Source organism: Spongiibacter sp., assembly GCF_041602295.1.
Lineage (GTDB): Bacteria > Pseudomonadota > Gammaproteobacteria > Pseudomonadales > Spongiibacteraceae > Spongiibacter.
Map to the genome: position 1 here is coordinate 1 of NZ_JBFIGO010000050.1, position 19,534 is coordinate 19,534.

General features: G+C 59.4%; 22 protein-coding genes. 14 read left to right on the forward strand and 8 right to left on the reverse strand.

Annotated features, from left to right (window positions below; all coding sequences use genetic code 11):
* A partial coding sequence (locus tag ABYM29_RS09695; protein WP_372864532.1) for an LEA type 2 family protein occupies positions 1 to 506 on the forward strand: 506 nt, incomplete at its 5' end.
* 5 nt (positions 507 to 511) lie between these two features.
* Here ABYM29_RS09695 and ABYM29_RS09700 read toward each other — a convergent pair.
* Together ABYM29_RS09700 and ABYM29_RS09705 are read right to left on the reverse strand one after the other, a co-directional pair.
* On the reverse strand, positions 512 to 1,309 hold the full coding sequence (locus tag ABYM29_RS09700; RefSeq protein ID WP_372864533.1) for a ParA family protein: 798 nt from the start codon (positions 1,307 to 1,309) through the stop codon (positions 512 to 514).
* Between the two features lie 75 nt (positions 1,310 to 1,384).
* On the reverse strand, positions 1,385 to 1,657 hold the full coding sequence (locus ABYM29_RS09705) for a DUF1145 domain-containing protein (RefSeq protein ID WP_372864534.1): 273 nt from the start codon (positions 1,655 to 1,657) through the stop codon (positions 1,385 to 1,387).
* 96 nt (positions 1,658 to 1,753) lie between these two features.
* Here ABYM29_RS09705 and ABYM29_RS09710 point away from each other — a divergent pair, with 96 nt between their 5' ends.
* The gene (locus ABYM29_RS09710) at positions 1,754 to 2,368 is read left to right on the forward strand and encodes a riboflavin synthase subunit alpha (protein WP_372864535.1); all 615 of its coding nucleotides are present in this window, start codon (positions 1,754 to 1,756) and stop codon (positions 2,366 to 2,368) included.
* 33 nt (positions 2,369 to 2,401) lie between these two features.
* Here the strand turns inward: ABYM29_RS09710 and ABYM29_RS09715 are convergent, their stop codons facing one another.
* Positions 2,402 to 3,529, reverse strand: a complete 1,128-nt coding sequence (locus ABYM29_RS09715) for a nitronate monooxygenase (protein WP_372864536.1) — start codon at positions 3,527 to 3,529, stop codon at positions 2,402 to 2,404.
* Positions 3,530 to 3,748: 219 nt separating this feature from the next.
* Between ABYM29_RS09715 and ABYM29_RS09720 the strand changes: the two genes are divergently transcribed.
* Positions 3,749 to 3,949, forward strand: a complete 201-nt coding sequence (locus ABYM29_RS09720; RefSeq protein ID WP_372864537.1) for a YdcH family protein — start codon at positions 3,749 to 3,751, stop codon at positions 3,947 to 3,949.
* Positions 3,950 to 4,201: 252 nt separating this feature from the next.
* A complete protein-coding gene (locus ABYM29_RS09725; protein ID WP_372864538.1) occupies positions 4,202 to 4,981 on the forward strand; it encodes a methyltransferase domain-containing protein in 780 nt (259 codons plus the stop codon).
* Between the two features lie 304 nt (positions 4,982 to 5,285).
* Here ABYM29_RS09725 and ABYM29_RS09730 read toward each other — a convergent pair whose 3' ends face one another.
* The 3 genes from ABYM29_RS09730 to ABYM29_RS09740 form a co-directional block, all read right to left on the reverse strand.
* Positions 5,286 to 5,408: a hypothetical protein gene (locus tag ABYM29_RS09730; RefSeq protein WP_372864539.1), complete on the reverse strand. Its 123-nt coding sequence runs from the start codon at positions 5,406 to 5,408 to the stop codon at positions 5,286 to 5,288.
* 282 nt (positions 5,409 to 5,690) lie between these two features.
* Positions 5,691 to 6,869: a glycerol-3-phosphate dehydrogenase/oxidase gene (locus ABYM29_RS09735; protein WP_372864540.1), complete on the reverse strand. Its 1,179-nt coding sequence runs from the start codon at positions 6,867 to 6,869 to the stop codon at positions 5,691 to 5,693.
* Positions 6,862 to 7,596 (reverse strand): glycerophosphodiester phosphodiesterase family protein, encoded by a 735-nt coding sequence (locus ABYM29_RS09740; RefSeq protein ID WP_372864541.1) that lies wholly within the window; start codon positions 7,594 to 7,596, stop codon positions 6,862 to 6,864. Before ABYM29_RS09740 ends, ABYM29_RS09735 begins: the two co-directional genes overlap by 8 nt.
* A gap of 150 nt (positions 7,597 to 7,746) precedes the next feature.
* On the opposite strand from ABYM29_RS09740, the gene asnS reads away from it, so the two are divergent.
* The gene (gene asnS, locus ABYM29_RS09745; protein ID WP_372864542.1) at positions 7,747 to 9,141 is read left to right on the forward strand and encodes an asparagine--tRNA ligase; all 1,395 of its coding nucleotides are present in this window, start codon (positions 7,747 to 7,749) and stop codon (positions 9,139 to 9,141) included.
* A 7-nt stretch (positions 9,142 to 9,148) separates the two neighbouring features.
* Here the strand turns inward: asnS and ABYM29_RS09750 are convergent, their stop codons facing one another.
* Positions 9,149 to 11,047 carry a VacB/RNase II family 3'-5' exoribonuclease gene (locus tag ABYM29_RS09750; protein WP_372864543.1) on the reverse strand — a complete coding sequence of 633 codons (1,899 nt, stop codon included), beginning with the start codon at positions 11,045 to 11,047 and terminating at the stop codon, positions 9,149 to 9,151.
* 344 nt (positions 11,048 to 11,391) lie between these two features.
* Here ABYM29_RS09750 and ABYM29_RS09755 point away from each other — a divergent pair, with 344 nt between their 5' ends.
* Together ABYM29_RS09755 and ABYM29_RS09760 are read left to right on the forward strand one after the other, a co-directional pair.
* Positions 11,392 to 12,777 (forward strand): PhoH family protein, encoded by a 1,386-nt coding sequence (locus ABYM29_RS09755; protein ID WP_372864544.1) that lies wholly within the window; start codon positions 11,392 to 11,394, stop codon positions 12,775 to 12,777.
* A gap of 107 nt (positions 12,778 to 12,884) precedes the next feature.
* Positions 12,885 to 13,127 (forward strand): hypothetical protein, encoded by a 243-nt coding sequence (locus ABYM29_RS09760; RefSeq protein ID WP_372864545.1) that lies wholly within the window; start codon positions 12,885 to 12,887, stop codon positions 13,125 to 13,127.
* Here ABYM29_RS09760 and ABYM29_RS09765 read toward each other — a convergent pair.
* Positions 13,124 to 13,540 (reverse strand): gamma-butyrobetaine hydroxylase-like domain-containing protein, encoded by a 417-nt coding sequence (locus ABYM29_RS09765; protein WP_372864546.1) that lies wholly within the window; start codon positions 13,538 to 13,540, stop codon positions 13,124 to 13,126. The genes ABYM29_RS09760 and ABYM29_RS09765 overlap by 4 nt on opposite strands.
* Before the next feature lie 188 nt (positions 13,541 to 13,728).
* Here ABYM29_RS09765 and glyA point away from each other — a divergent pair, with 188 nt between their 5' ends.
* From glyA to nusB, 7 genes are all read left to right on the forward strand, one after another.
* Positions 13,729 to 14,991 carry a serine hydroxymethyltransferase gene (glyA, locus tag ABYM29_RS09770; RefSeq protein ID WP_372864547.1) on the forward strand — a complete coding sequence of 421 codons (1,263 nt, stop codon included), beginning with the start codon at positions 13,729 to 13,731 and terminating at the stop codon, positions 14,989 to 14,991.
* 109 nt (positions 14,992 to 15,100) lie between these two features.
* Positions 15,101 to 15,583 carry a transcriptional regulator NrdR gene (gene nrdR, locus ABYM29_RS09775; RefSeq protein ID WP_372864548.1) on the forward strand — a complete coding sequence of 161 codons (483 nt, stop codon included), beginning with the start codon at positions 15,101 to 15,103 and terminating at the stop codon, positions 15,581 to 15,583.
* Positions 15,584 to 15,592: 9 nt separating this feature from the next.
* Entirely contained in the window at positions 15,593 to 16,735 is a 1,143-nt protein-coding gene (gene ribD, locus ABYM29_RS09780) for a bifunctional diaminohydroxyphosphoribosylaminopyrimidine deaminase/5-amino-6-(5-phosphoribosylamino)uracil reductase RibD (protein ID WP_372864549.1), read from the forward strand.
* Complete coding sequence (locus ABYM29_RS09785) at positions 16,736 to 17,398, forward strand: riboflavin synthase (RefSeq protein WP_372864550.1); 663 nt, start codon at positions 16,736 to 16,738, stop codon at positions 17,396 to 17,398. It abuts the gene before it with no gap.
* A 1-nt stretch (position 17,399) separates the two neighbouring features.
* Positions 17,400 to 18,524, forward strand: coding sequence for a bifunctional 3,4-dihydroxy-2-butanone-4-phosphate synthase/GTP cyclohydrolase II (gene ribBA, locus ABYM29_RS09790; protein ID WP_372864551.1), 1,125 nt, complete (start codon positions 17,400 to 17,402; stop codon positions 18,522 to 18,524).
* A 73-nt stretch (positions 18,525 to 18,597) separates the two neighbouring features.
* Positions 18,598 to 19,059 (forward strand): 6,7-dimethyl-8-ribityllumazine synthase, encoded by a 462-nt coding sequence (ribE, locus tag ABYM29_RS09795; RefSeq protein ID WP_372864552.1) that lies wholly within the window; start codon positions 18,598 to 18,600, stop codon positions 19,057 to 19,059.
* A 57-nt stretch (positions 19,060 to 19,116) separates the two neighbouring features.
* Positions 19,117 to 19,534, forward strand: a 418-nt coding sequence (gene nusB, locus ABYM29_RS09800) for a transcription antitermination factor NusB (RefSeq protein WP_372864553.1), incomplete at its 3' end; no start/stop codon positions are given.

The following is a 19,534-nucleotide window of genomic DNA, read 5'->3' on the forward strand; positions in this document are numbered from 1 at the left end:
GGGGCGCCGTCCGGCGCCCCAACTTTCTAAAGGCCCTTGCCGTGAAAAAATTATTGATTGCCACTGCGGCGCTGCTGCTGTGCGCCTGCGCCGCCCTGAACCCGATTGCCAAGCCTGAAGTGGCGATTACCCATATCAATCTTGGTGTGGCCAATGGCCTACAGCAGCAGCTGTTGGTCGGTCTGCAGTTAAGCAACCCGAACCGGTTTGCGCTGGAGCTGGGGCGCTTGCGCTATGAAATGACGTTGGCGGGCAGTAAATTGGCGTCTGGCAGTTTTAATGAAGCGATTAGTGTGCCGGCCAATGGCCAGAGTAATATCGAAGTGCCGGTGGGGATTAATTTGCTGAGTGGTTTTGGCTTGCTGCGCAATGTGTTGAGCAGTGCCGGTGCTGACCTAGAGTACGAGCTTAAATTGAGCGCCGATGTTGGCAACTTTGGTCTGGGCGATATGACGGTGGTCAAGCAGGGCGTTGTCGGCATTAACGGCCAGACAACGCCTCAGTAGCGGCTTTAGGCGCTGCGCGCCGCCTTGCCGCCGGTTGCGCTGCTCAGGCTGTCGTGTAGCGCAATCAGCTGCTGGGTGAGCTTGTGCGATGGCGCCAGGTGGACAAGCGGCAGCTGGCGGCTGCGAGACTCTTTCATTTTTACTGAGCTGCTCAGGTACTGTTCAAATACCGGCAATTCGTTGGCCCGCAGGCTGTCGACCAACTGGGTGGGTAGGCTGGCCTGGGCCTGAAACTGGTTGACGACGATGCCTTCCAGCTGCAGCCCGGGGTTGTGATCTTCGCGAATCTCTTCGACGGTTTCCAGCAGGCCCATCAGTGCGCCTTGTGAGAAGCTGTCGCAGTCAAAGGGTATCACCAGGCTGTCGGCGGCAATTAACGCTGAGCGGCTGTAGAAGTTCAGCGCTGGTGGCGTGTCGATATAGATATGCTCGTAATCTTTTTCCAGTTCGCGCAGTGCGTCGCGCAGCTTGTAGATCTTGTGCCGGCTTTCCAACTCGCGCTCAATGACCGCCAGCTCCGTGCTGGAGGGCATCAGGAATAGGTTGTCGAATTCAGTTTGGTAAATGCAGTCGCGGGCGTCTTTGCTCTTGCCGAACAGTGCCAGCTTTTGTTTGAAGAAGGAGGCGGCGTTGTCTTCGAGGTCGCGAAATTGCTCGCCGACCAGGTACTCGCTGCTGTTGCCCTGAATATCGAGGTCAATCAACAGGGTTTTGAAGCCTTTCCAGGCACTTATCGCGGCGAGGTTGCAACTGATACTGGTTTTACCGACACCGCCCTTTTGATTGAAGATAACCCGCTTCATTGACTTGCCCTATTGCACATTGATCGAAGTCGATAATGCTAGCAGTTCCTCGCGAAGCGGGCTATGGCTGAAAGCCTAGACCGCGGTCGATTTGCGCTCATTTAACCAGGCCGAGGTGCGGCCCAGGCCGAGCAGCAACACGGTGATATAGCCCAGCGCCAGTTTGCCGGCGTAATCGCGGTGCAGTTCTTTGCGAAACATCAGGCACTCGCAACCGTGTGCAATTAGCAGGCCGTAGCCCACCCAGTTAATCCAGTGGCTGCTGTCGCCGATCAGCGGTTGGAAAAAATTCACCACAAATGCCACCCAGAACAGCAGGGTGGTGATATTCATAATACGTAGTCCCATGGTTGCCTCGCCTTGTTATAACTTTGTTCTAGATTGGTGGACCCGCATAATGCGGGATCTATTATTGGGCTGCAACGACAGCACAGGAGTTGCGAGATGTATACAGGCATTGTTCAGGGCGCCTTTGCGTTGACCGAGTTGGTCGATGAGCCCGGGCTGCGTCGTTTGGCGGTGCGCTTGCCGGAGGCCTTACTCGAGGATTTGCAGATCGGCGCCAGCGTCGGCCTTAACGGCGTGTGCATGACGGTGACTCGGATTGCCGGTAGCACCGTACATTTTGACGCCATGCAGGAAACGCTGTCGCTGACCACACTGGGCCAGTTGGCCGTGGGCGATTTGGTCAATGTCGAGCGCTCGGCCAAGCAGGGTGCCGAGATTGGCGGTCACCTTATCTCGGGTCACGTTGACGGCCGCGCGGCGGTAAGCGCTGTGGCGCGCAGTGAGAATAATGTGGAGCTGTTTTTCCAGTTGCCGGCGGCGCTGGGAAAATACGTGTTTCACAAGGGCTTTATTGGCTTGCACGGCTGTAGCTTGACGGTGGCGAGCATGGATAAAAGCACGGCGATATTTTCGGTGTGTTTGATACCGGAAACGCTGCGCAGCACTAACTTGAAGCTGCTTGAGGTGGGGGATGAGGTGAATATTGAAGTCGACCGCCAGACACAGGTGATTGTCGATACGGTGGAGCGGGTATTGGCTGAGCGCGGCTGACAGCACTGCGGGGCAGTGCTGTCAGCGCGTGGTTTAGGCCTCGGGCATCAGGCTGTTGATACGATCCAGGGCATCGACATACTCGTTGATCAGTCGGAACACCACGCTGCGGGTGGATTCGACTTCGTTGATCTGTCCGACAACTTGGCCGACGGGGTTGAAGGCCACTTTTTGGCAGTCGCCGACGGCGGCGTATTTCGCGGTGCGGCGGATGCCGTCGCCAGACACTAGACCCTGCAGTGGCATGCCCAGCGGCTCGGGGTTGCCGGGGGTGGCCCAGGCCTCGGTCCAGTCGTTTTTCAACATGCGGCAGGGCTTGCCTGTCCAGGAGCGCGAGCGCACGGTGTCTTCACTGGTGGCGTTAAGCAGTGACTCTTTCTGGGCGGGTTCGGCGTGCGCCTCTTCCACGGTCAGCCACAGCGAGCCGGTCCAGGCGCCGGCGCAGCCCATGGCCATGGCGGCCAGCATTTGCTGACCGCTGCCTATGCCACCTGCTGCCAACACGGGTACGTCGCCTGCGGCGGCCACCGCCTGCGGCCAGAAGACGATTGAGCCGACATCGCCAGTGTGGCCACCGCCCTCGCCACCCTGGGCAACGATAAAGTCCAGGCCGGCTTCGCGGTGGGCCTTAACCTGTTTTACTTTGCCGCACAGCGCACCGACCAGGCGGCCGCTGTCTTGAATCATTTTGACCTTGTCGGCTGGCGGTGTGCCCAAGGCGTTGGCGATCAACCGGCACTTGGGGCGTGTCAGCGCTTCTTTTAGCAGGGGTGTGGCAGTGGCTTCGGTCCAGCCCAGCAGGCCCATGCTCTTGCTGCCGTCCGGCCATTCGGGGACGCCGTGGTCGGCCAGCAGCTTTTGGGCAAAATCAATATGCTCTTGCGGCACCATGCTTTGCAGCTGTTTTTCCAGCTCTTCAGGGCTCATATCGCCCATACCTTCGTATTTCTGCGGGATAACAATATCCACGCCGTAGGGCAGGTCGCCGATATGCTCGTCGATCCAGTCGAGTTCTTCTTTTAGCTCCTCAGGAGAGAAGCCCACCGCACCGAGTACGCCAATACCGCCGGCCTTGCTGACCGCCACCACGACATCGCGGCAGTGAGTGAAGGCAAAGATGGGGTATTCGATACCCAGTTTTTTACACAGTTCGGTTTGCATGTTTCTAACCTCTGACTCCTGGCTGTGCCCTTGGTGCGCAGCTCGGTGAATGTTGCCACTTAGTATTGCCAAGCTGCTGAACGGCAACAATGGCCTAAGCTATCAATGCCCAGTGACGAAAAAGATCAGCATGGCTCGCCCCGGCGCTTGTCTTAGGGCCGCGGCCAGAGTAAAAATAGGCTTGTACATTCCCCGTTGGCCCACGGACTATACCGGACTATGGATAACTGCCTTTCAGCTGGTGCGCGCCTGTTGCTACTCAAGCGTCGCCACCGCGCGCTGGACGAAGAGATCGCCCTGCTCGCAGAGAACCCCTGGCAGAATCAATTGTTAGTGCAGCGCCTCAAAAAGGAAAAATTGCGTATCAAAGACAGTATTGAGCGACTGCGCAGCGAAATGATCCCCGACATTGACGCCTAGTGCGTGTGAGAGATATCTCACAGGCGTCAGTGCTTTTCACGCCTGTGAGGGGCGCCGAGACTTTGCTTTAATAGCAACTGTCAGGATGACTTAAGCATTCAATGGATTGGATGCGACACTGGATGTCGAAATTTTAAAAGCCGGCGCTCGCGCCGGCTTTTCTGTGTCTGCTTTTCCTCAGCGCAGCATTGCTGCCTTCCCGCTCTGCTTTTACACTGCGCCAGACTTTCCCTTACTCTGTGATTCTCTGCTATGTCTGACCGCAATTTCGATGGCATCGCCCAGCGTTTTCAGCGCAATATCTACGGCAACCCCAAAGGGGAGCTGCGTCTGGCCACCTGCCGGCGGGAGTTGCAGGAGCAATTGCCGCAGGCCCTGTGCGCGCGGCCGATGCGAGTTTGGGATGCCGGGGGCGGTATTGGGCAGATGGCCGCGGTATTTCTCGCTGACGGTCACCATGTTTACCTCAACGACTTGTCGGCGGAGATGCTGGCACTGGCGCGCCAGCAGTTGCAGGACTATGTGGCCGGCGACCGCCTGAGCCTCGAGCACTGCGCGATTCAGCAGGTGCCGGTGGCGGGGCAATTTCAGCTGGTGTTGTGTCACGCGGTGTTGGAGTGGGTGGTGGATATGGAGGCGGTGCTGGCAAGCTTGGTAGCCGGGATGGCGCCGGGGGGTTATCTGTCGCTGATGTTTTACAACCTCAACGCGCTGGTGCTCGGCAATATGATTAAGGGCAACCTCTACAAGCTGCGGGATGAGGACTTTGCCGGTCACCCCGGTGGCTTGACACCGCCAGCGCCGCGTCAGCCGCAAGAGGTCGAGGCCGCCCTGCACGCTCTGGGCCTGGAGGTGGTGGCGCGGCGCGGCGTGCGCTTGAGCCACGATTTGATGTCGCGGCAGTTGCGCGCTGAACGCAGTGTTGAAGATATGTTGGCAATCGATTGGCAATATGGTGCGCGCGAGCCTTTTTGGGCGCTGGGGCGGTATGTGCATCTGCTGTGTCGGCGGCGCAGTGATGCCAGTAACTGATTGCGTGGGCAGTGCTTGGTAGGTGGAAATGAAAACGCCCGCTAAGCGGGCGCTGCGTCGACGCGATGACGGTGTTGTGGCGGCGGCGCTAGAGTGGCGTTGTCGCGCTCTGCGGCAGGTGATGATAGCTGAATTGGCAGAGGCAGTGCAGTGCGTCGCTTACAGGGCGATCACGCAGGCGATGATCGCCGCGGCAACGCTGCTCAGTAGGCTCAGCCGTGCGGTCAGATCCAGGTAAACGTCGGCGTGGTTGCTGGCATGGGCGGTCAGTGTTTTCATGGTCCTTCTCCTTGGTGTCGGGGGCTTACAGCGCGATGATGCTGGCGAGGAAACCGGCGCTGACGATGCTGGCCAGGACAATGCGCGCAGCGATGTCGGTCAGGGTTTCAGCTTTGTTGATGTCGTTGATGCTCATAGTGTTTGTCATGGTGTTTCTCCTGTGTGTGTCTTGATGACGGAGTCAGTATAGGGAGAAAGCGCGGTGTTGGGGGTTACGTGCAAAGGGGGGCGAGGGCGGTGGCCGCAGCGCTTAGATGGCCGAATTTAAGCTTTTCCGATGGTATTTATTTGTTGTAGAACAATGGCTTGGGGTGTTTCTAAGCAAAAGTTCATGTGCCGGTAAACGGCTAGTCATGATGTCGCTGTGGTTAAATTGCTGTAATACAAAGAAAAAATGCCCGCGAGCGGGCATTTGGTCGGGCGGTTTTGGCTATTTTCGCGCGGCGAGCGGCGTGCGCCTCGTGTCGGCTTGTGGGGTGCGAGCCCCGAGCCGGCGGCCGAGCATGGCGACGACGCGCTCGGCGGTGTGGCGGTAGGCGGTAAGTTTGCCGCCGTAGACCGATAGCATTTGCGGGCTGGCATCGTTGTCGCAGAGTAGAAAGGTATCGCGCAGGCGTTTATTGGCGATGTCGTTGGAGCGCGGCAGGACTCGCAGCCCCGCCCAGGCGTCGAGCAGCTCCGGCTGGGGGCCGGGGAAGAAGTGGGCGAGGGTGTCGCGCAGATAGCTGACCTCTTCGTCGCTGGCAACGATATGGTCCGGGCCGTCGCGGTGCAATATTTCGGTGGTGCCTACGAGGGTGTGCTCTCCCCAGGGCATGGCAAACACTGCGCGCCGATCACTGGGGGCCTCCATGTAATACACGCCGCGCCCCAGGCGTTTGTCGACGACAATGTGACTGCCGCGCACCAGGTCGATGTCCTCCGTGGCGGCGGCGTTCTCGATGCGCTCAGCCGTCTGATTGACCCAGGGGCCGGTGGCATTGACCAGGGTCTTGCAGTAACAGAGGCGCTCGCCCTCAGGGCTGCTAAAGCGCAGACGGTAGCCGTCATCGATTTTTTCTGCGGCCAGCAGTTCCCAGCCGGTATGGGTGCGCGCGCCGAGTTCGGCGGCGGAATCGACGACGGCTTCGGTCAGCAGGCGATCGTCGGTTTGGCCATCCCAATACTGGAAGACGGCTTGCAGGCCGTCAGTATTAAGACCGTCCAGTTTGCTCCACTCTTCTCTTTTTAGTTTGCGAAAGTGGCCCAGTGGGCCGCCGCCGCTCAGTAAATAGTAAAGCGTCAGGCCGGCGCGTATCTGCCACGGGCGGCGTGAGGTGTCGCGGTAAATGGGAATGTAGAAGGGCACTGGCCGCACTAGCTCGGGGGCGTTGCGCAGCAGTTGCGCGCGCTCGCGCAGGCTGTGGTAAACCAATGAAAATTGTGCGGTCTCCAAATAGCGCAAGCCGCCGTGGATCAGCTTGCTGGAGCGTTGCGAGGTTCCCGCTGCCCAGGTGGCGCGCTCAAAAATACAGCTGTCGTAGCCGGCTGCGGCCGCCGCTTGGGCAATGCCGGCGCCCTGTACGCCGCCGCCAATAATGGCGACCTCGGTATGAATATCCTCAGACAAGTTTTAGCTCCTGTAATAATTCACCAATTAAAAAACTTTCGACACCCACTGCGCCGCGGGCAAACCAGTCGCAGGCTTCCAGGCTATTGCCGACCTCGTAGATCAGTACGGGGTAGGGCAGCTTCCGGAGGTCGGCCTCCACGGGCACACAGTTGCGGTCAATAAAAATGATCTCGGGGGCCAGCTCGGCCAGCGATGCCAGCTGCCAGTCCGGCCAGTAGTCGAACACCGCAGCGCAGCGTTGCCAGCCCCGCTGGCGAGCCAGTATTAGGGCGTCGAGTTCAAAGCTGATCAGCACGCAGCGATCGCGATGGTTGGTCAGGTCGGCAATCACTGCGTCTACCATCGCGGCGGCGCCAAACTGCGCCAAGCTTTCGCCCTTGAGTTCCACATAGGCGTTGACGGCAGGGAACTCATTCAGTAACTCGCCCAGGGCGGCCAGTGGGCTGAGCGGCGTGCCGGCAAAGCGATTGCCAAAACGCTGGGGCTCAAACGCGGACATGCTTGCCAGTTGCGCCGATGAATAGTCCCATATCATGCCGGGCTGGTTGCAGAGGCGTTGCAGCGAGGGGTCGTGGAAAATATGTGGCCGACGGTCTGCGCTGAGTTGTACATCTAGTTCAATATTTACGGCCCCGGCAAGTGCTGCTTCGCGCAGTGCGAGCAGGGTGTTTTCCGGGAAATGCTGTCGCCAGCCGCGATGGGCGACAAAGTTTTCGACGTGCATGACGGCAGTCCTGGGTGGCAATGCCTTAACTGTATCGTTTGTGTCTTACAGGAAAAAGCCGGTTGATGCACAATAGCCAATTATTATCGGTATTTTCATGGGTGATGGCGGCAAAGTCTCGCCCCTTGGTGACGGAATGTGGGAGGACGAATGCGGGTGTCATCCATTAAGGCGGTGCTGGCCGGAGAGGTGCAGATCGGTGAGCAGGTAGAAATTCGCGGCTGGCTGCGCAGCCGGCGTGATTCCAAAGGGGGATTTTCCTTTTTAACGCTGCACGATGGTTCGGCGCAGGCGGCAATTCAGGTGGTGGCACCGGGTGAATTGGAGAACTACCAGCGCGATGTATTGCGTTTGACCGCCGGTTGTTCACTGCGGGTACAGGGGGAGCTAGTCACCTCCCAGGGCAAGGGCCAGAGCGTAGAGATTCAGGCCGCGCAGCTGCAGGTCTACGGTTGGGTGGACGATCCCGACAGTTACCCCATTGCCAAGAAGCGCCACAGCTTTGAATACCTGCGCAGCGTTGCGCATTTGCGGCCGCGCACCAATACCTTTGGCGCGATTACGCGGGTGCGCACGGTGTTGGCCAACGCCGTGCACCGCTATTTTTTTGAGCGTGATTTCCAGTGGATCAATACCCCGCTGATCACCGCCAGTGACTGCGAGGGCGCCGGCGAGATGTTCCGCGTCAGCACCCTGGATCTGGCCAATTTGCCGCGCAATGCCAGCGGTGGCATCGATTTCAGTGAGGACTTTTTTGGCCGGGAGGCATTTTTGACCGTGTCGGGTCAGCTCAATGCCGAGGCCTACTGTTTGGCGATGAGCAAGGTCTACACCTTTGGGCCGACGTTTCGCGCTGAAAATTCCAACACCAGCCGTCACCTCGCCGAGTTCTGGATGGTTGAGCCCGAAATCGCGTTTGCCGATTTGGCGGACGACGCGGCGCTGGCGGAGGACTTTCTGCGCTACTTGCTCAGCCAGGTTTTGGAACACTGCGAAGACGACTTGGCGTTTTTTAATCAATTTATCGACAACACGGTCCTTGAGCGCTTGCAGTCGGTTTCGCAGCAGGAGTTTGCGCGGCTGGACTACAGCGAGGCTATCAAGGTGTTGGCGTCGGCGAAGCAGTCCTTTGATTACCCCGTTGCCTGGGGGCTGGATTTACAGTCTGAGCACGAGCGCTATCTGTGTGAGCAATATGTTGGCGGCCCGCTGATTGTCAGCAATTACCCCAAGGATATTAAGGCGTTCTATATGCGGCTTAATGACGACGAAAAAACCGTGGCGGCGATGGATGTGTTGGCGCCCGGTATCGGCGAGATCATTGGCGGCAGTCAGCGCGAAGAGCGCCTGGAGGTATTGGATCAGCGCATGGCGGCGCAGGGGCTTGAGGGGCTGGAGTGGTATCGCGATTTGCGGCGCTACGGCACGGTGCCCCACGCTGGTTTCGGACTGGGGTTTGAGCGCCTGCTGAACTACATCACCGGCATGGACAATATCCGCGACGCCATCCCCTTTCCCCGCGTGCCGCGGCACGCGGAGTTCTAGCCTTGGGTCATGCCAGCGTAAACAGCAGTTTGCGCTGGAAGGGGTCGATTTCGGCGACTTTTACGGTCACGGCCTGCTCTAGCTGATAGTTTTGCTGGCCGTTGTAGAGCCGCAGGGTATCGGCGTCGAAGCTGAGTTTCTCGGGGATGGAGCGGGCTTCGACAAAGCCACTGATGCCGCTGTCATCCAGTTCCACGGTGAAGCCGCCGCCGTTGAGGTGGGCGATATGCCCCTGGTAGAGCTGTTCGCCGTCTTGCTTGGATAAATACTGGTACTGCAGCCACTGCTCCATTTGGCGGCTGGCTTGGCGGACTTTGCGCAACTGCTCCTGCAGTGTGGCAATACTGGCATCGTCGAGACTGCCGCCGTCTTCGCCGTCCAGGCAGGCGCGAATACAGCGCTGTACCACCAGGTCGCTGTATTTGCGCAGCGGTGAGGTAAAGGTACTGTAGCATTCGAAGCCGAGGCCAAAGTGGGGGCGTGGCTCGGCGCTCAGTTCGCCGGGCTGCAGCATTCTCGCCATGATGCTGCGCAGTGGCAGTGTGCTGTCGCTATGACTGGCCGCGCGCACGACCTGGCGGTAGCCGTCGAGCTGTGAAATCTCGGCGCCGTTGTGCTCGGGCAGGGCCAGTTCGAGCAGTTTGGCAATGTTGCCGTGGCGCTCTTCGCGAAAGCCCGCATGGCTGTTGTACAGGGCGCGGCCGTTGTCGCGCCGTTCGCTGAGCCAAAGCGCGGCGCTGCGGTTGGCGGCCAGCATGCACTCCTCGACGAGGCGGTGGGCGTCATTGCGGTCCTGGCGCTCAATGCCGACAATGTGACCCCGCTCGTCGAGGTCGAGGTGGAAGTCAGCTTGCTCGGGCATGATCAGCGTGTGTTCGTCGCGCCATTGGCGCAGGGCGTCAGCGGCGCCTTTTAGGGCGTCGAGGCTGGCGAAGGGCAGAGTGTGTTCGCCGGCCAAGTGCTTGGCAACGTCGGTATAGCTCAGCTTGGCCTGCGAGTGGATAAGGACTTCTGAAAACTGGATGTCGCTGATTTCGCCGGCCTTGCTGACGTGCATGCTGCACAGCAGTGCGGCGCGATCCTCGCCAGCCACCAGCGAGCAGGCCTGCTGGCTGATACTTTCCGGCAACATCGGTTGCACAAAGCCGGGCAGGTAGGCCGTGGTGGCGCGCTGCCTGGCGGCTTTGTCCAGCTCACTGTCGACGGCGATATAGGCGCCGGGGTCGGCGACAGCGACCTGCAGCAGCCAGCCGCTGTCGTCGGCTTGTGCGTAGAGGGCGTCGTCGATGTCGCGGGTGTCTGCCGAATCGATGGTGACAAAGCCCTGTGCCCGCAGGTCGCGGCGTTTTTCTGCACGGCTGTCTTGTAGCGCCTGCTCGGCGGGCCAGCCGAAGGGCAGTTCAAACTTGCACAGGGTGTACTTGCCGGCCACGTTGGCGTCGTCGGGGCTGCCGATTTTGCTCAGCAGTTTCACCTGTGACTTGCCGTCCTTCCAGGGGTGGCGCTGCACTTTGCAGTGCAGATAGTCGCCGGGTTGGGCCTTTTTGCGCTCCGAAGGGGGAATAAACAGCAGCTTGTTGAAGCGCGGTAGATCCGGTTCGACAAAATGGCCCTGGCCGCGCACGACGTAGCGCCCGGTGAAGGTGCTCAGCGGGCTGTCGATCAGTTTTTCCAGCTCGCCCTTGAACTTGCCTTTGTCGTCAGTCAGTACGTTGACTCTGACGCGGTCGCCGGGAAAAACGCGCAGCATGGCATCGGGCGGCAGAAATACGTCGCGACCGTCGTCCATGCGCACAAAGCCGAAACGGCGTTGGCTGCCACGAACTTCGCCCTCGCCCTGGTCTTTGCTTTCGATAATGTCGGTTTTCAGCTGGCGCAGCTGTTGCAGGGCGGTTTGATCGAGCATGGTGGCGGTGTACCTTGGCTTGCGGTCCGGGAAAGGGGCGATAGGGTAGCTCAAAACCGTCGCTGCGTCTTGCCTGGCGAGCCCGGCTGAGCAGCAAAGCGGAATTAGTTGACATAGTGGCGATGCCTTCCAATAATCAAATCAGCATGTCTTTTGCGGAGCAGTCGTTTGCCCCATCGCGACGAGGCCCCTGGGCCGACAGTTTTCCCCCCACCCCGCCGCCATTCGGCGATCAGCGCTGCGCGACCCCGAACACCAAGCCATGGTCTTTTCTCCGGTTCTTTTTGCTCTGATTATCCTGTTCGTCCCCCGTACTGTGTTTTGCCAATTGTAGAGGGTCTCTGATGGAAAAAATCTTTGTTCTGGATACCAATGTACTGCTGCACGATCCGATGGCGCTGAATGCGTTTCACGAGCATCGCGTGGTCGTGCCAATGACGGTGTTGGAGGAGTTGGATCATATTAAGGACAGGCGCGATAAGGATGTCAGTCGCGAGGCGCGCATCGCCATTAACGCCATCGACAAAATCTTGTTTAAGGCCAACCCTAAGCAGATACAGGAGGGGGTGGAGATTCCGGTGGCGCGCGAAGGCGAGCGCAACGGCACGCTGGCTATCTTCCCCGACCAGTTAATCAGCCACGACACGGCGGCGCCCTATCTCGACGGCAGTCAGCAGCAGGCCAACGACAATCGCATTATCAATGTTGCCCTGCACCTGCAACTGAAAAACCCCGAGGCCTATGTCTGTCTGGTCACCAAAGACATCAATATGCGGTTGAAAGCCAAGGGCTCGGGCTTGGAAAATGTCGAGGACTACCGTCGCGACCGGGTGTTGGATGATATTCAATATATGGCCAAGGGTTACGAGTATTCGCCCGGCCGCTTTTGGGATCGGGTGGACAGCGTGGACACGCTGCGCGAGGGCGCGCAGACGGTGCATGTGCTCAGTCGCAGCGTGCTGCCCCATGTGCATATCAATCAATTTGTCTATGACGACAGCGGCTTCGTCGGCCTGGTACGTGCTGTCGACGATGAGCGCGTGGAGTTGCTCGACCTGTGCCGAGACCAGTTGATGCATCAGAGTATGTGGGGCTTGAGTCCGCGCAATATGGAGCAGGCGATGGCCTTTTTTCTGATTGCGCAAGCGGATATCGATATGACGGTGTTGACCGGTCCGGCGGGCTCGGGCAAAACACTGATCGCATTGGCCTATGGGCTGCATGCCATTCTGGAAGATAAGCGCTTTGACAAGTTGATCGTGGCGCGTTCCACGCCGCCCATCGCTGAAGATATTGGCTTTTTGCCGGGCACCGAGGAGGAAAAGATGGCGCCTTGGCTGGCGGCCTTTGACGACAATCTGGAGGTCTTGCACGGCACCGACGAGTCGCCGTTCAGCAGCATTGAATACGTGAAGGATAAGGCGAATATCCAGTTTAAGTCGCTGAACTTTATGCGCGGCCGCTCCTTTAATAATGCCTATATCGTGATTGATGAGGCGCAGGGGCTGACACAGTTTCAGTTGAAGTCGATTATTACCCGGGTAGGGGCTAACTCTAAAATTGTGGTGCTGGGGAATCTCGCGCAGATCGATAACAAATATATCTCGCCACTGACCTCCGGGCTGACCTATCTGGTGGAGAAGAGCAAGCACTTTGCCCACGCCGGCATTATGCATGTTAACGGCATAGAGCGCTCGCGGCTGGCGGCCTTCGCAGAGGAGAATCTATAGCGGGGCGGCCTGCGGGGAGCTGTCAATAGGGTGAATCCGAGGTGGTCTTGTTGCGACCGCTCCACTAGTGTCAGCGTATTGGATTGCGTTTGTGGTGGAGAGTGACAATGATCCAGGAAAAACGCGTTGGTGTGGAGCCGGTGCCGGTAAATGTTGCTGATCTGCTGACTGAGTTGCAGCGTCTGTCTCTGCGTCGGATTGAGAATTTTGGTTGGCAAATCAAGTTTATCCGGCGGCCGCGGTTCCAGCCGCCAGTGGTGGTGGTAGAAAATACCACCGGGATGAATATCGGTATTCTTGAAGAAGACGGCGGGGTGAATCTGCGCCCGGCCATCGCCCTGCGCGATTAAGCCTCTGGTTTGCCTGCCGCCGGATCAAATAGGGTAACGACCTGTTCATCGGGGTCGCGGCTGGCACCAGCCTCATGCAGTTGCTGCAAATAGTCTTGCCAGAGCGCTTCGCGCTGCTCGCCCAGTTCTCGTAAATACCCCCAAGAGTAAATGCCGCTGTTGTGGCCGTCGCTAAAAACCAGCTGTAGGGCGTAATTGCCGACCGGGATAATGTCGTTGATGTCGACAAATTTCTTGCCGGTTTGCAGGACTTCCTGGCCGCGGCCGTGGCCGCGCACTTCTGCGGAGGGTGAGTACACTCGCAAAAATTCGCAGCTCAGACGGTGCTGGGCGCCGTCTGAGTAGATCAACTCCAGTTCGCGGGATTTGCGGTGCAGCTTGATATGTTGCGGTGTGTTGTGGTCGGCGCTCATGGTGGTTTCTCTGGTGTCGGCGGTGCAATCATAGCGAACTCGCTGCGCGCGGTTTAGCCCTTAACACGCTTATCTTTCAGGCGCGCCGCTGCTGGCAATATTCAAGGTTGCTAAAACGGTGCCGGCGGCGCGTGTTTATTGTACAATGCGCGGCTTTTCTTAGCCTGTATCTGCCTTGCGGGGGTCCCATGTTTAACAAAGAGATGACGATAGCTGGTTTTGACGACGAAATTTGGTCTTCAATCCAAGAAGAGGAAGTTCGTCAGGAAGAGCATATTGAGCTGATCGCTTCCGAGAACTATACCAGCCCCCGCGTAATGCAGGCCCAGGGCACCGCGCTGACCAATAAGTACGCCGAAGGCTATCCCGGCAAGCGCTACTACGGTGGCTGCGAGTACGTGGACAAGGCTGAGAGTCTGGCGATTGAGCGCGCCAAGGCGTTGTTTGGCGCCGACTACGCCAATGTCCAGCCGCACTCCGGTTCGCAGGCCAATGCCGCGGTGTATCAGGCGCTGGTGCTGCCCGGTGAGACGGTATTGGGCATGAGCCTGGACGCCGGCGGTCACCTTACCCACGGTGCCAAGCCCAATTTCTCGGGCAAGACCTACAATGCCGTGCAGTACGGTTTGAACACCGAAACCGGTGAAATCGACTACGCGCAGGTCGAGGCACTGGCGTTGGAGCACAAGCCGAAGATGATCGTTGCCGGTTTCTCTGCCTACTCCGGTATTGTCGACTGGGCGAAGTTCCGCGAAATCGCCGACAAGGTTGGCGCCTACCTGATGGTCGACATGGCCCACGTCGCCGGTCTGGTTGCCGCAGGCATTTACCCCAACCCCATGCCCTTTGCCGATGTGGTGACGACCACTACCCACAAAACCCTGCGCGGCCCGCGCGGCGGCCTGATTTTGGCCAAGGCCAATGAAGAAATTGAGAAGAAGTTGAACTCAGCGGTTTTCCCCGGTGGTCAGGGCGGCCCCTTGATGCACGTTATTGCGGCGAAGGCGGTCAGCTTTAAAGAGGCGATGAGCCCCGAGTACGTGGACTACCAAAAGCAGGTTGTGGCCAATGCCAAGGCCATGGCCAAGACCTTTATTGAGCGCGGCATCAATATCGTTTCTGGCGGCACTGAAAACCACCTGATGCTGGTCGACCTGATTGGCAAGCCCTACACCGGTAAAGATGCCGATGCGGCACTGGGCGCTGCCAATATCACGGTAAATAAAAACGCCGTGCCCAACGATCCGCGCTCACCGTTTATCACCAGCGGTCTGCGTGTGGGTACGCCGGCGGTGACGACCCGCGGCTTTAAAGAGGCCGAGTGTGTCGAGCTGGCAAACTGGATGTGCGACGTGCTGGAAGCCTTGGAAGCGGGCGATGCGACGGCCAAGATTGAGGAAGTGAAGGCCAAAGTACTGGAAGTGTGCAAGCGCTTTCCGGTATACGCCTAACGCGATGCTAGCGGGCGCCGGCGGGGCAGACCTGTCGGCGCGCCGCCGGTCGGTGTTTTGCACCCTGTGCTAGAATTCAGCACACTTTATTCAGCCCCGAGGCACATCCATGCGCTGCCCATTTTGCAGTTTCGACGATACCAAGGTGATCGACTCACGGCTGGTGGCCGAGGGTGGTCAGGTGCGTCGGCGGCGCGAATGCCTGTCCTGCAGCGAGCGCTTTACCACCTACGAAAGTGCCGAACTGTTGATGCCCAAGGTGATTAAAACCGACGGTTCGCGGGAGCCTTTTGACGAGGAAAAGCTGCGCTCGGGTATTCTTAAAGCACTCGAGAAACGACCGGTGAGCGTGGAGAATATCGAGGCGGAAATCAGTGACCTAAAACGCCGCCTGCAGTCCACTGGCGAGCGGGAAGTGCACAGCCGGGATGTCGGCGAGCAGGTGATGGAGGCGCTGCAGGCCCTGGATCACGTCGCCTATGTACGCTTCGCTAGCGTCTATCGCAGCTTCCAGGATCTGGATGAGTTTCGCGCGGAGATTGACCGCCTGTCCGCTGAGCCCGGCGGCGTTACCCTCGACAAATTGAAGTAAGGCGCCGCAATGATGCCGTCCTTCGACCGACAAGCCATGGCGCGGGCCCTGCAGCTCGCCGGGCGCGGCAATTTTTCTACCAGCCCCAATCCGCGTGTTGGCTGTGTGCTTAGTCGCGGTGAGGAGCTTGTTGCCGAAGGCTGGCACCAGTGGGCCGGCGAGGGCCATGCGGAGGTCAATGCGCTGGCCCAGTTGGGCGACGCCAGTGGCTGTACCGCCTATGTGACCTTGGAGCCCTGCAGTCATCACGGTCGCACGCCGCCCTGTGCGCAGGCGCTTATCGACGCCCGGGTGAGTCGGGTCGTGGTGGCCATGCAAGACCCCAATCCGCTGGTGGCGGGGCGCGGCTTGGCGCTGCTGCGCGCCGCCGGGATAGAGGTCGAATGCGGTTTGCTGGCGGCGCAGGCACAGGCATTGAATAAGGGCTTTGTCCGCCGCATGGCGGGCGGCCTACCCTGGCTGACCGCCAAGTCGGCGATGAGCATGGATGGCCGCACCGCTATGGCCAGTGGCGAGAGTCAGTGGATTACCGGCGCCGAGGCGCGCGCCGATGTGCAGCGCCTGCGGGCGCAGAGCTGTGCGCTGGTCAGCGGTGTGGATACGCTGATTGACGACGATGCGACGTTTACGGTGCGCCCTGAAAGTTTTCGCTCGGCTATGCACGACTACCAGGGTGAGCGCTGGCGCCAGCCGCTGCGGGTGATTATGGATTCACAGCTGCGCACGCCGGGCGATGCGCAGCTGTTTGGCGGGGGCGGTGACGTCATTATCGCCACTGCCAGTCGCGATGCGGCCAAGACGGCCGCCTTGCAGGCGGCGGGTGCCGAGGTTGTGGTTATCGCTAGCGATGATCGGGGCCGCATCGACCCCCGGGCACTGCTGAGCGAGCTGGCTCAGCGCGGCTGCAACGAGGTGATGCTGGAGGCCGGTGCAAGCTTGACCGGGGCCTTCCTGCAAGCGGGGTTGGTCGACGACTGGTTTATTTATATGGCGCCCTGTCTGCTGGGCAGCGAGGCGCGGCCGCTGGCACAGTGGCCGATGCAGCAGATGGCCGAGCAGCAGGCGTTGACGGTGGTGGATTGTCGCGCGGTTGGCAGCGACTGGCGCTGGCACTGCCGGCCGGCCGGTGTCGCAACGAGAGAACAGGGCTAAATGTTTACCGGAATTATAGAAGCAGTGGGCGAGATCGCAGCCATGCAGCCGCGCAGCGGCGACCTGCGCCTGCATATCCGCGCCGGCTCGCTGCCGATGAGCGAGGTCAAGCTCGGTGACAGCATTGCCACGAATGGCGTCTGCTTGACGGTGGTGGCCCTGCCCGGTGACGGCTTTTGGGCCGATGTCTCTCGCGAGACCTTGGCGCACAGCAGTTTTGCCAGCGCCAGCGTCGGCGCGGCGGTCAATCTGGAGCGCGCGATGCTCGCCAGCAGTCGCTTCGACGGCCATATTGTCAGCGGTCACGTCGACGGCGTGGGCGCGATTGTCGAGGTGAAAAAAGACGCGCGCTCGATTCAGCTGCGCGTCGACGCGCCGGCGGAGTTGGCGCGCTATATTGCCCACAAGGGCTCGATCACGGTGGACGGCGTCAGCCTCACCGTCAATCGTATTGAAGGCACGGTATTTGATCTCAATATTGTGCCCCACACGGCGGCTGAAACCATTATTGCTAATTATGGGGTGGGCAGTCGCGTCAATCTTGAGGTGGACGTTGTCGCCCGCTATTTGGAACGCCTGTTGCAGGCGCCGGCGCTTGACAGCGGTGGCGGCGGTATCACAATGGCCACACTGGCCGAACACGGTTTTATGAAGGCGAAATGATATGGCATTTAGCACGGTAGAAGAGCTGATTCAGGACATCCGTCTGGGCAAGATGGTGATCTTGATGGACGACGAGGATCGCGAGAACGAGGGCGATCTGGTGATGGCTGCCGAGTGTGTGCGCCCCCAGGATATCAATTTCATGGCGACCCACGGCCGCGGCTTGATTTGCATGCCGATGACCCGCGAGCGCTGTGAGCAACTGGCGCTGCCGTTGATGGTCGACCGCAATGCCTCGGGTTTTGGCACCAAATTTACCCTGTCGATTGAGGCGCGGGTTGGCGTGACGACCGGTATTTCTGCCGCCGATCGCGCCCACACGGTGCGCACCGCCGCCGCGCGCAATGCGGTGGCCGACGACATTGTTCAGCCCGGCCATATTTTCCCCTTGATGGCTGAGCCCGGCGGTGTCCTCAGTCGCGCCGGCCACACCGAGGCCGCCTGCGACCTGTCCAAGCTGGCCGGCTTTGAGCCCACCGGGGTGATCTGCGAGATCATGAACGAAGACGGCACCATGGCGCGCCGGGAAGATCTGGAAACCTTTGCCGCCGAGCACGACTTGAAGATGGGTACCATCGCCGACCTGATTCACTATCAGGTGCTCAACGAGCAGACCGTTGAAAAGCTCAGCAGCGGCACTATCAACACCGATTTTGGCGAATTTATTTTGCACGCCTACCGCGACTCGGTGGCCGGCGAAGTGCATTTTGCCCTGCAAAAAGGCGAGATCGCGGCTGATCAGCCGACCCTGGCGCGGGTGCACCTGGGGTCAACCGTGCGCGATTTCCTGCAGGCGCAGCCACCCGGTTCAACCACCGGCTGGAATATGCACCGCAGCTTGTCGGTGCTCGCCGAGCAGGGCGGGGTGCTGGTGCTGCTGGCCCACCGCGAAAGTGGCGATGATATTCTCGCCGAGCTGGATATCGCTCGCGGCGTCAAATCGCCGCTGCAGGGCGACAGCGCCCAGTATCAAAACACCTACTTCAATATCGGCCTGGGCTCGCAGATTTTGCGCGATGTCGGCGTGGGCAAATTGCGCTTGATGGGCGCGCCGGTCAAGTACAACGCTATTTCCGGTTTCGATCTGGAAGTGGTGGAATTTGTCAGTCCGGAAGACTTTAGCTGAGCGCCGGCAACACTGCGGGGCACATGAGTGACTGGGCACAGGCCCGGCAAGCATTGAACGAAAAGGAAAGACTATGAAAACGATTGAGGGGACATTCACCGGCGTGGCGGGCAAGTTCGCCATTGTGGTCGGCCGCTGGAACAGCTTTGTGGTGGAGAGCCTGTTGGAAGGTTCGCTGGACGCGCTGCGCCGCCACGGCGTTAGTGAAGACGATATCACCGTCATTCGCGCGCCGGGTGCCTTTGAAATTCCACTGGTCTGTCAGAAGGCGGCGGCCAGCAAGAACTACGACGCCATCATTGCGCTGGGCGCGGTGATCCGCGGCGGCACACCTCACTTTGAATACGTGGCCGGTGAATGCACCAAGGGCCTGGCGCAGGTGTCCATGCAGTACAGTGTGCCGGTGTCCTTCGGTGTGTTGACGGTGGACAGCATCGAGCAGGCCATTGAGCGCGCTGGCACCAAGGCCGGCAATAAGGGCGAAGAAGCCGCCATGTCGGCCATTGAAATGGTGAATCTGCTCAAGCAGATGTAATCCCCCTACGGCGCGGCACACCGCCCGCGCCGGTTCTTTGTTTTGTGGAGTAACAACGTGGCCAATCGCCCCGAGCAACACGCTAAAAATCAACTGGCGGCGTCCCGTCGCAAGGCCAGGCACTATGCGCTGCAGGCACTCTATCAATGGCAGATGGCGTCGCAGCCACTGAATGCCATCGAGGCGCAGTTTCAAACAGACTACGACATGCAGCATGTCGACAAGGCGTTTTTTAGTGAGCTGTTACACAATATTCCCGCCAAATTGGGCGAGCTGCAGGCGGCTTTTGAACCGCACCTAGATCGCAAACTCGGCGACCTAGACCCTATCGAGTTGTGCCTGCTGCAGATGGGCAGCTACGAATTACTGTGCCGCATTGATGTGCCGTATAAAGTGGCGATTAACGAAACCGTGAATCTGGCCAAGCGCTTTGGCGCGACCGATAGCTACCGCTATATCAATGGCGTGCTGGACC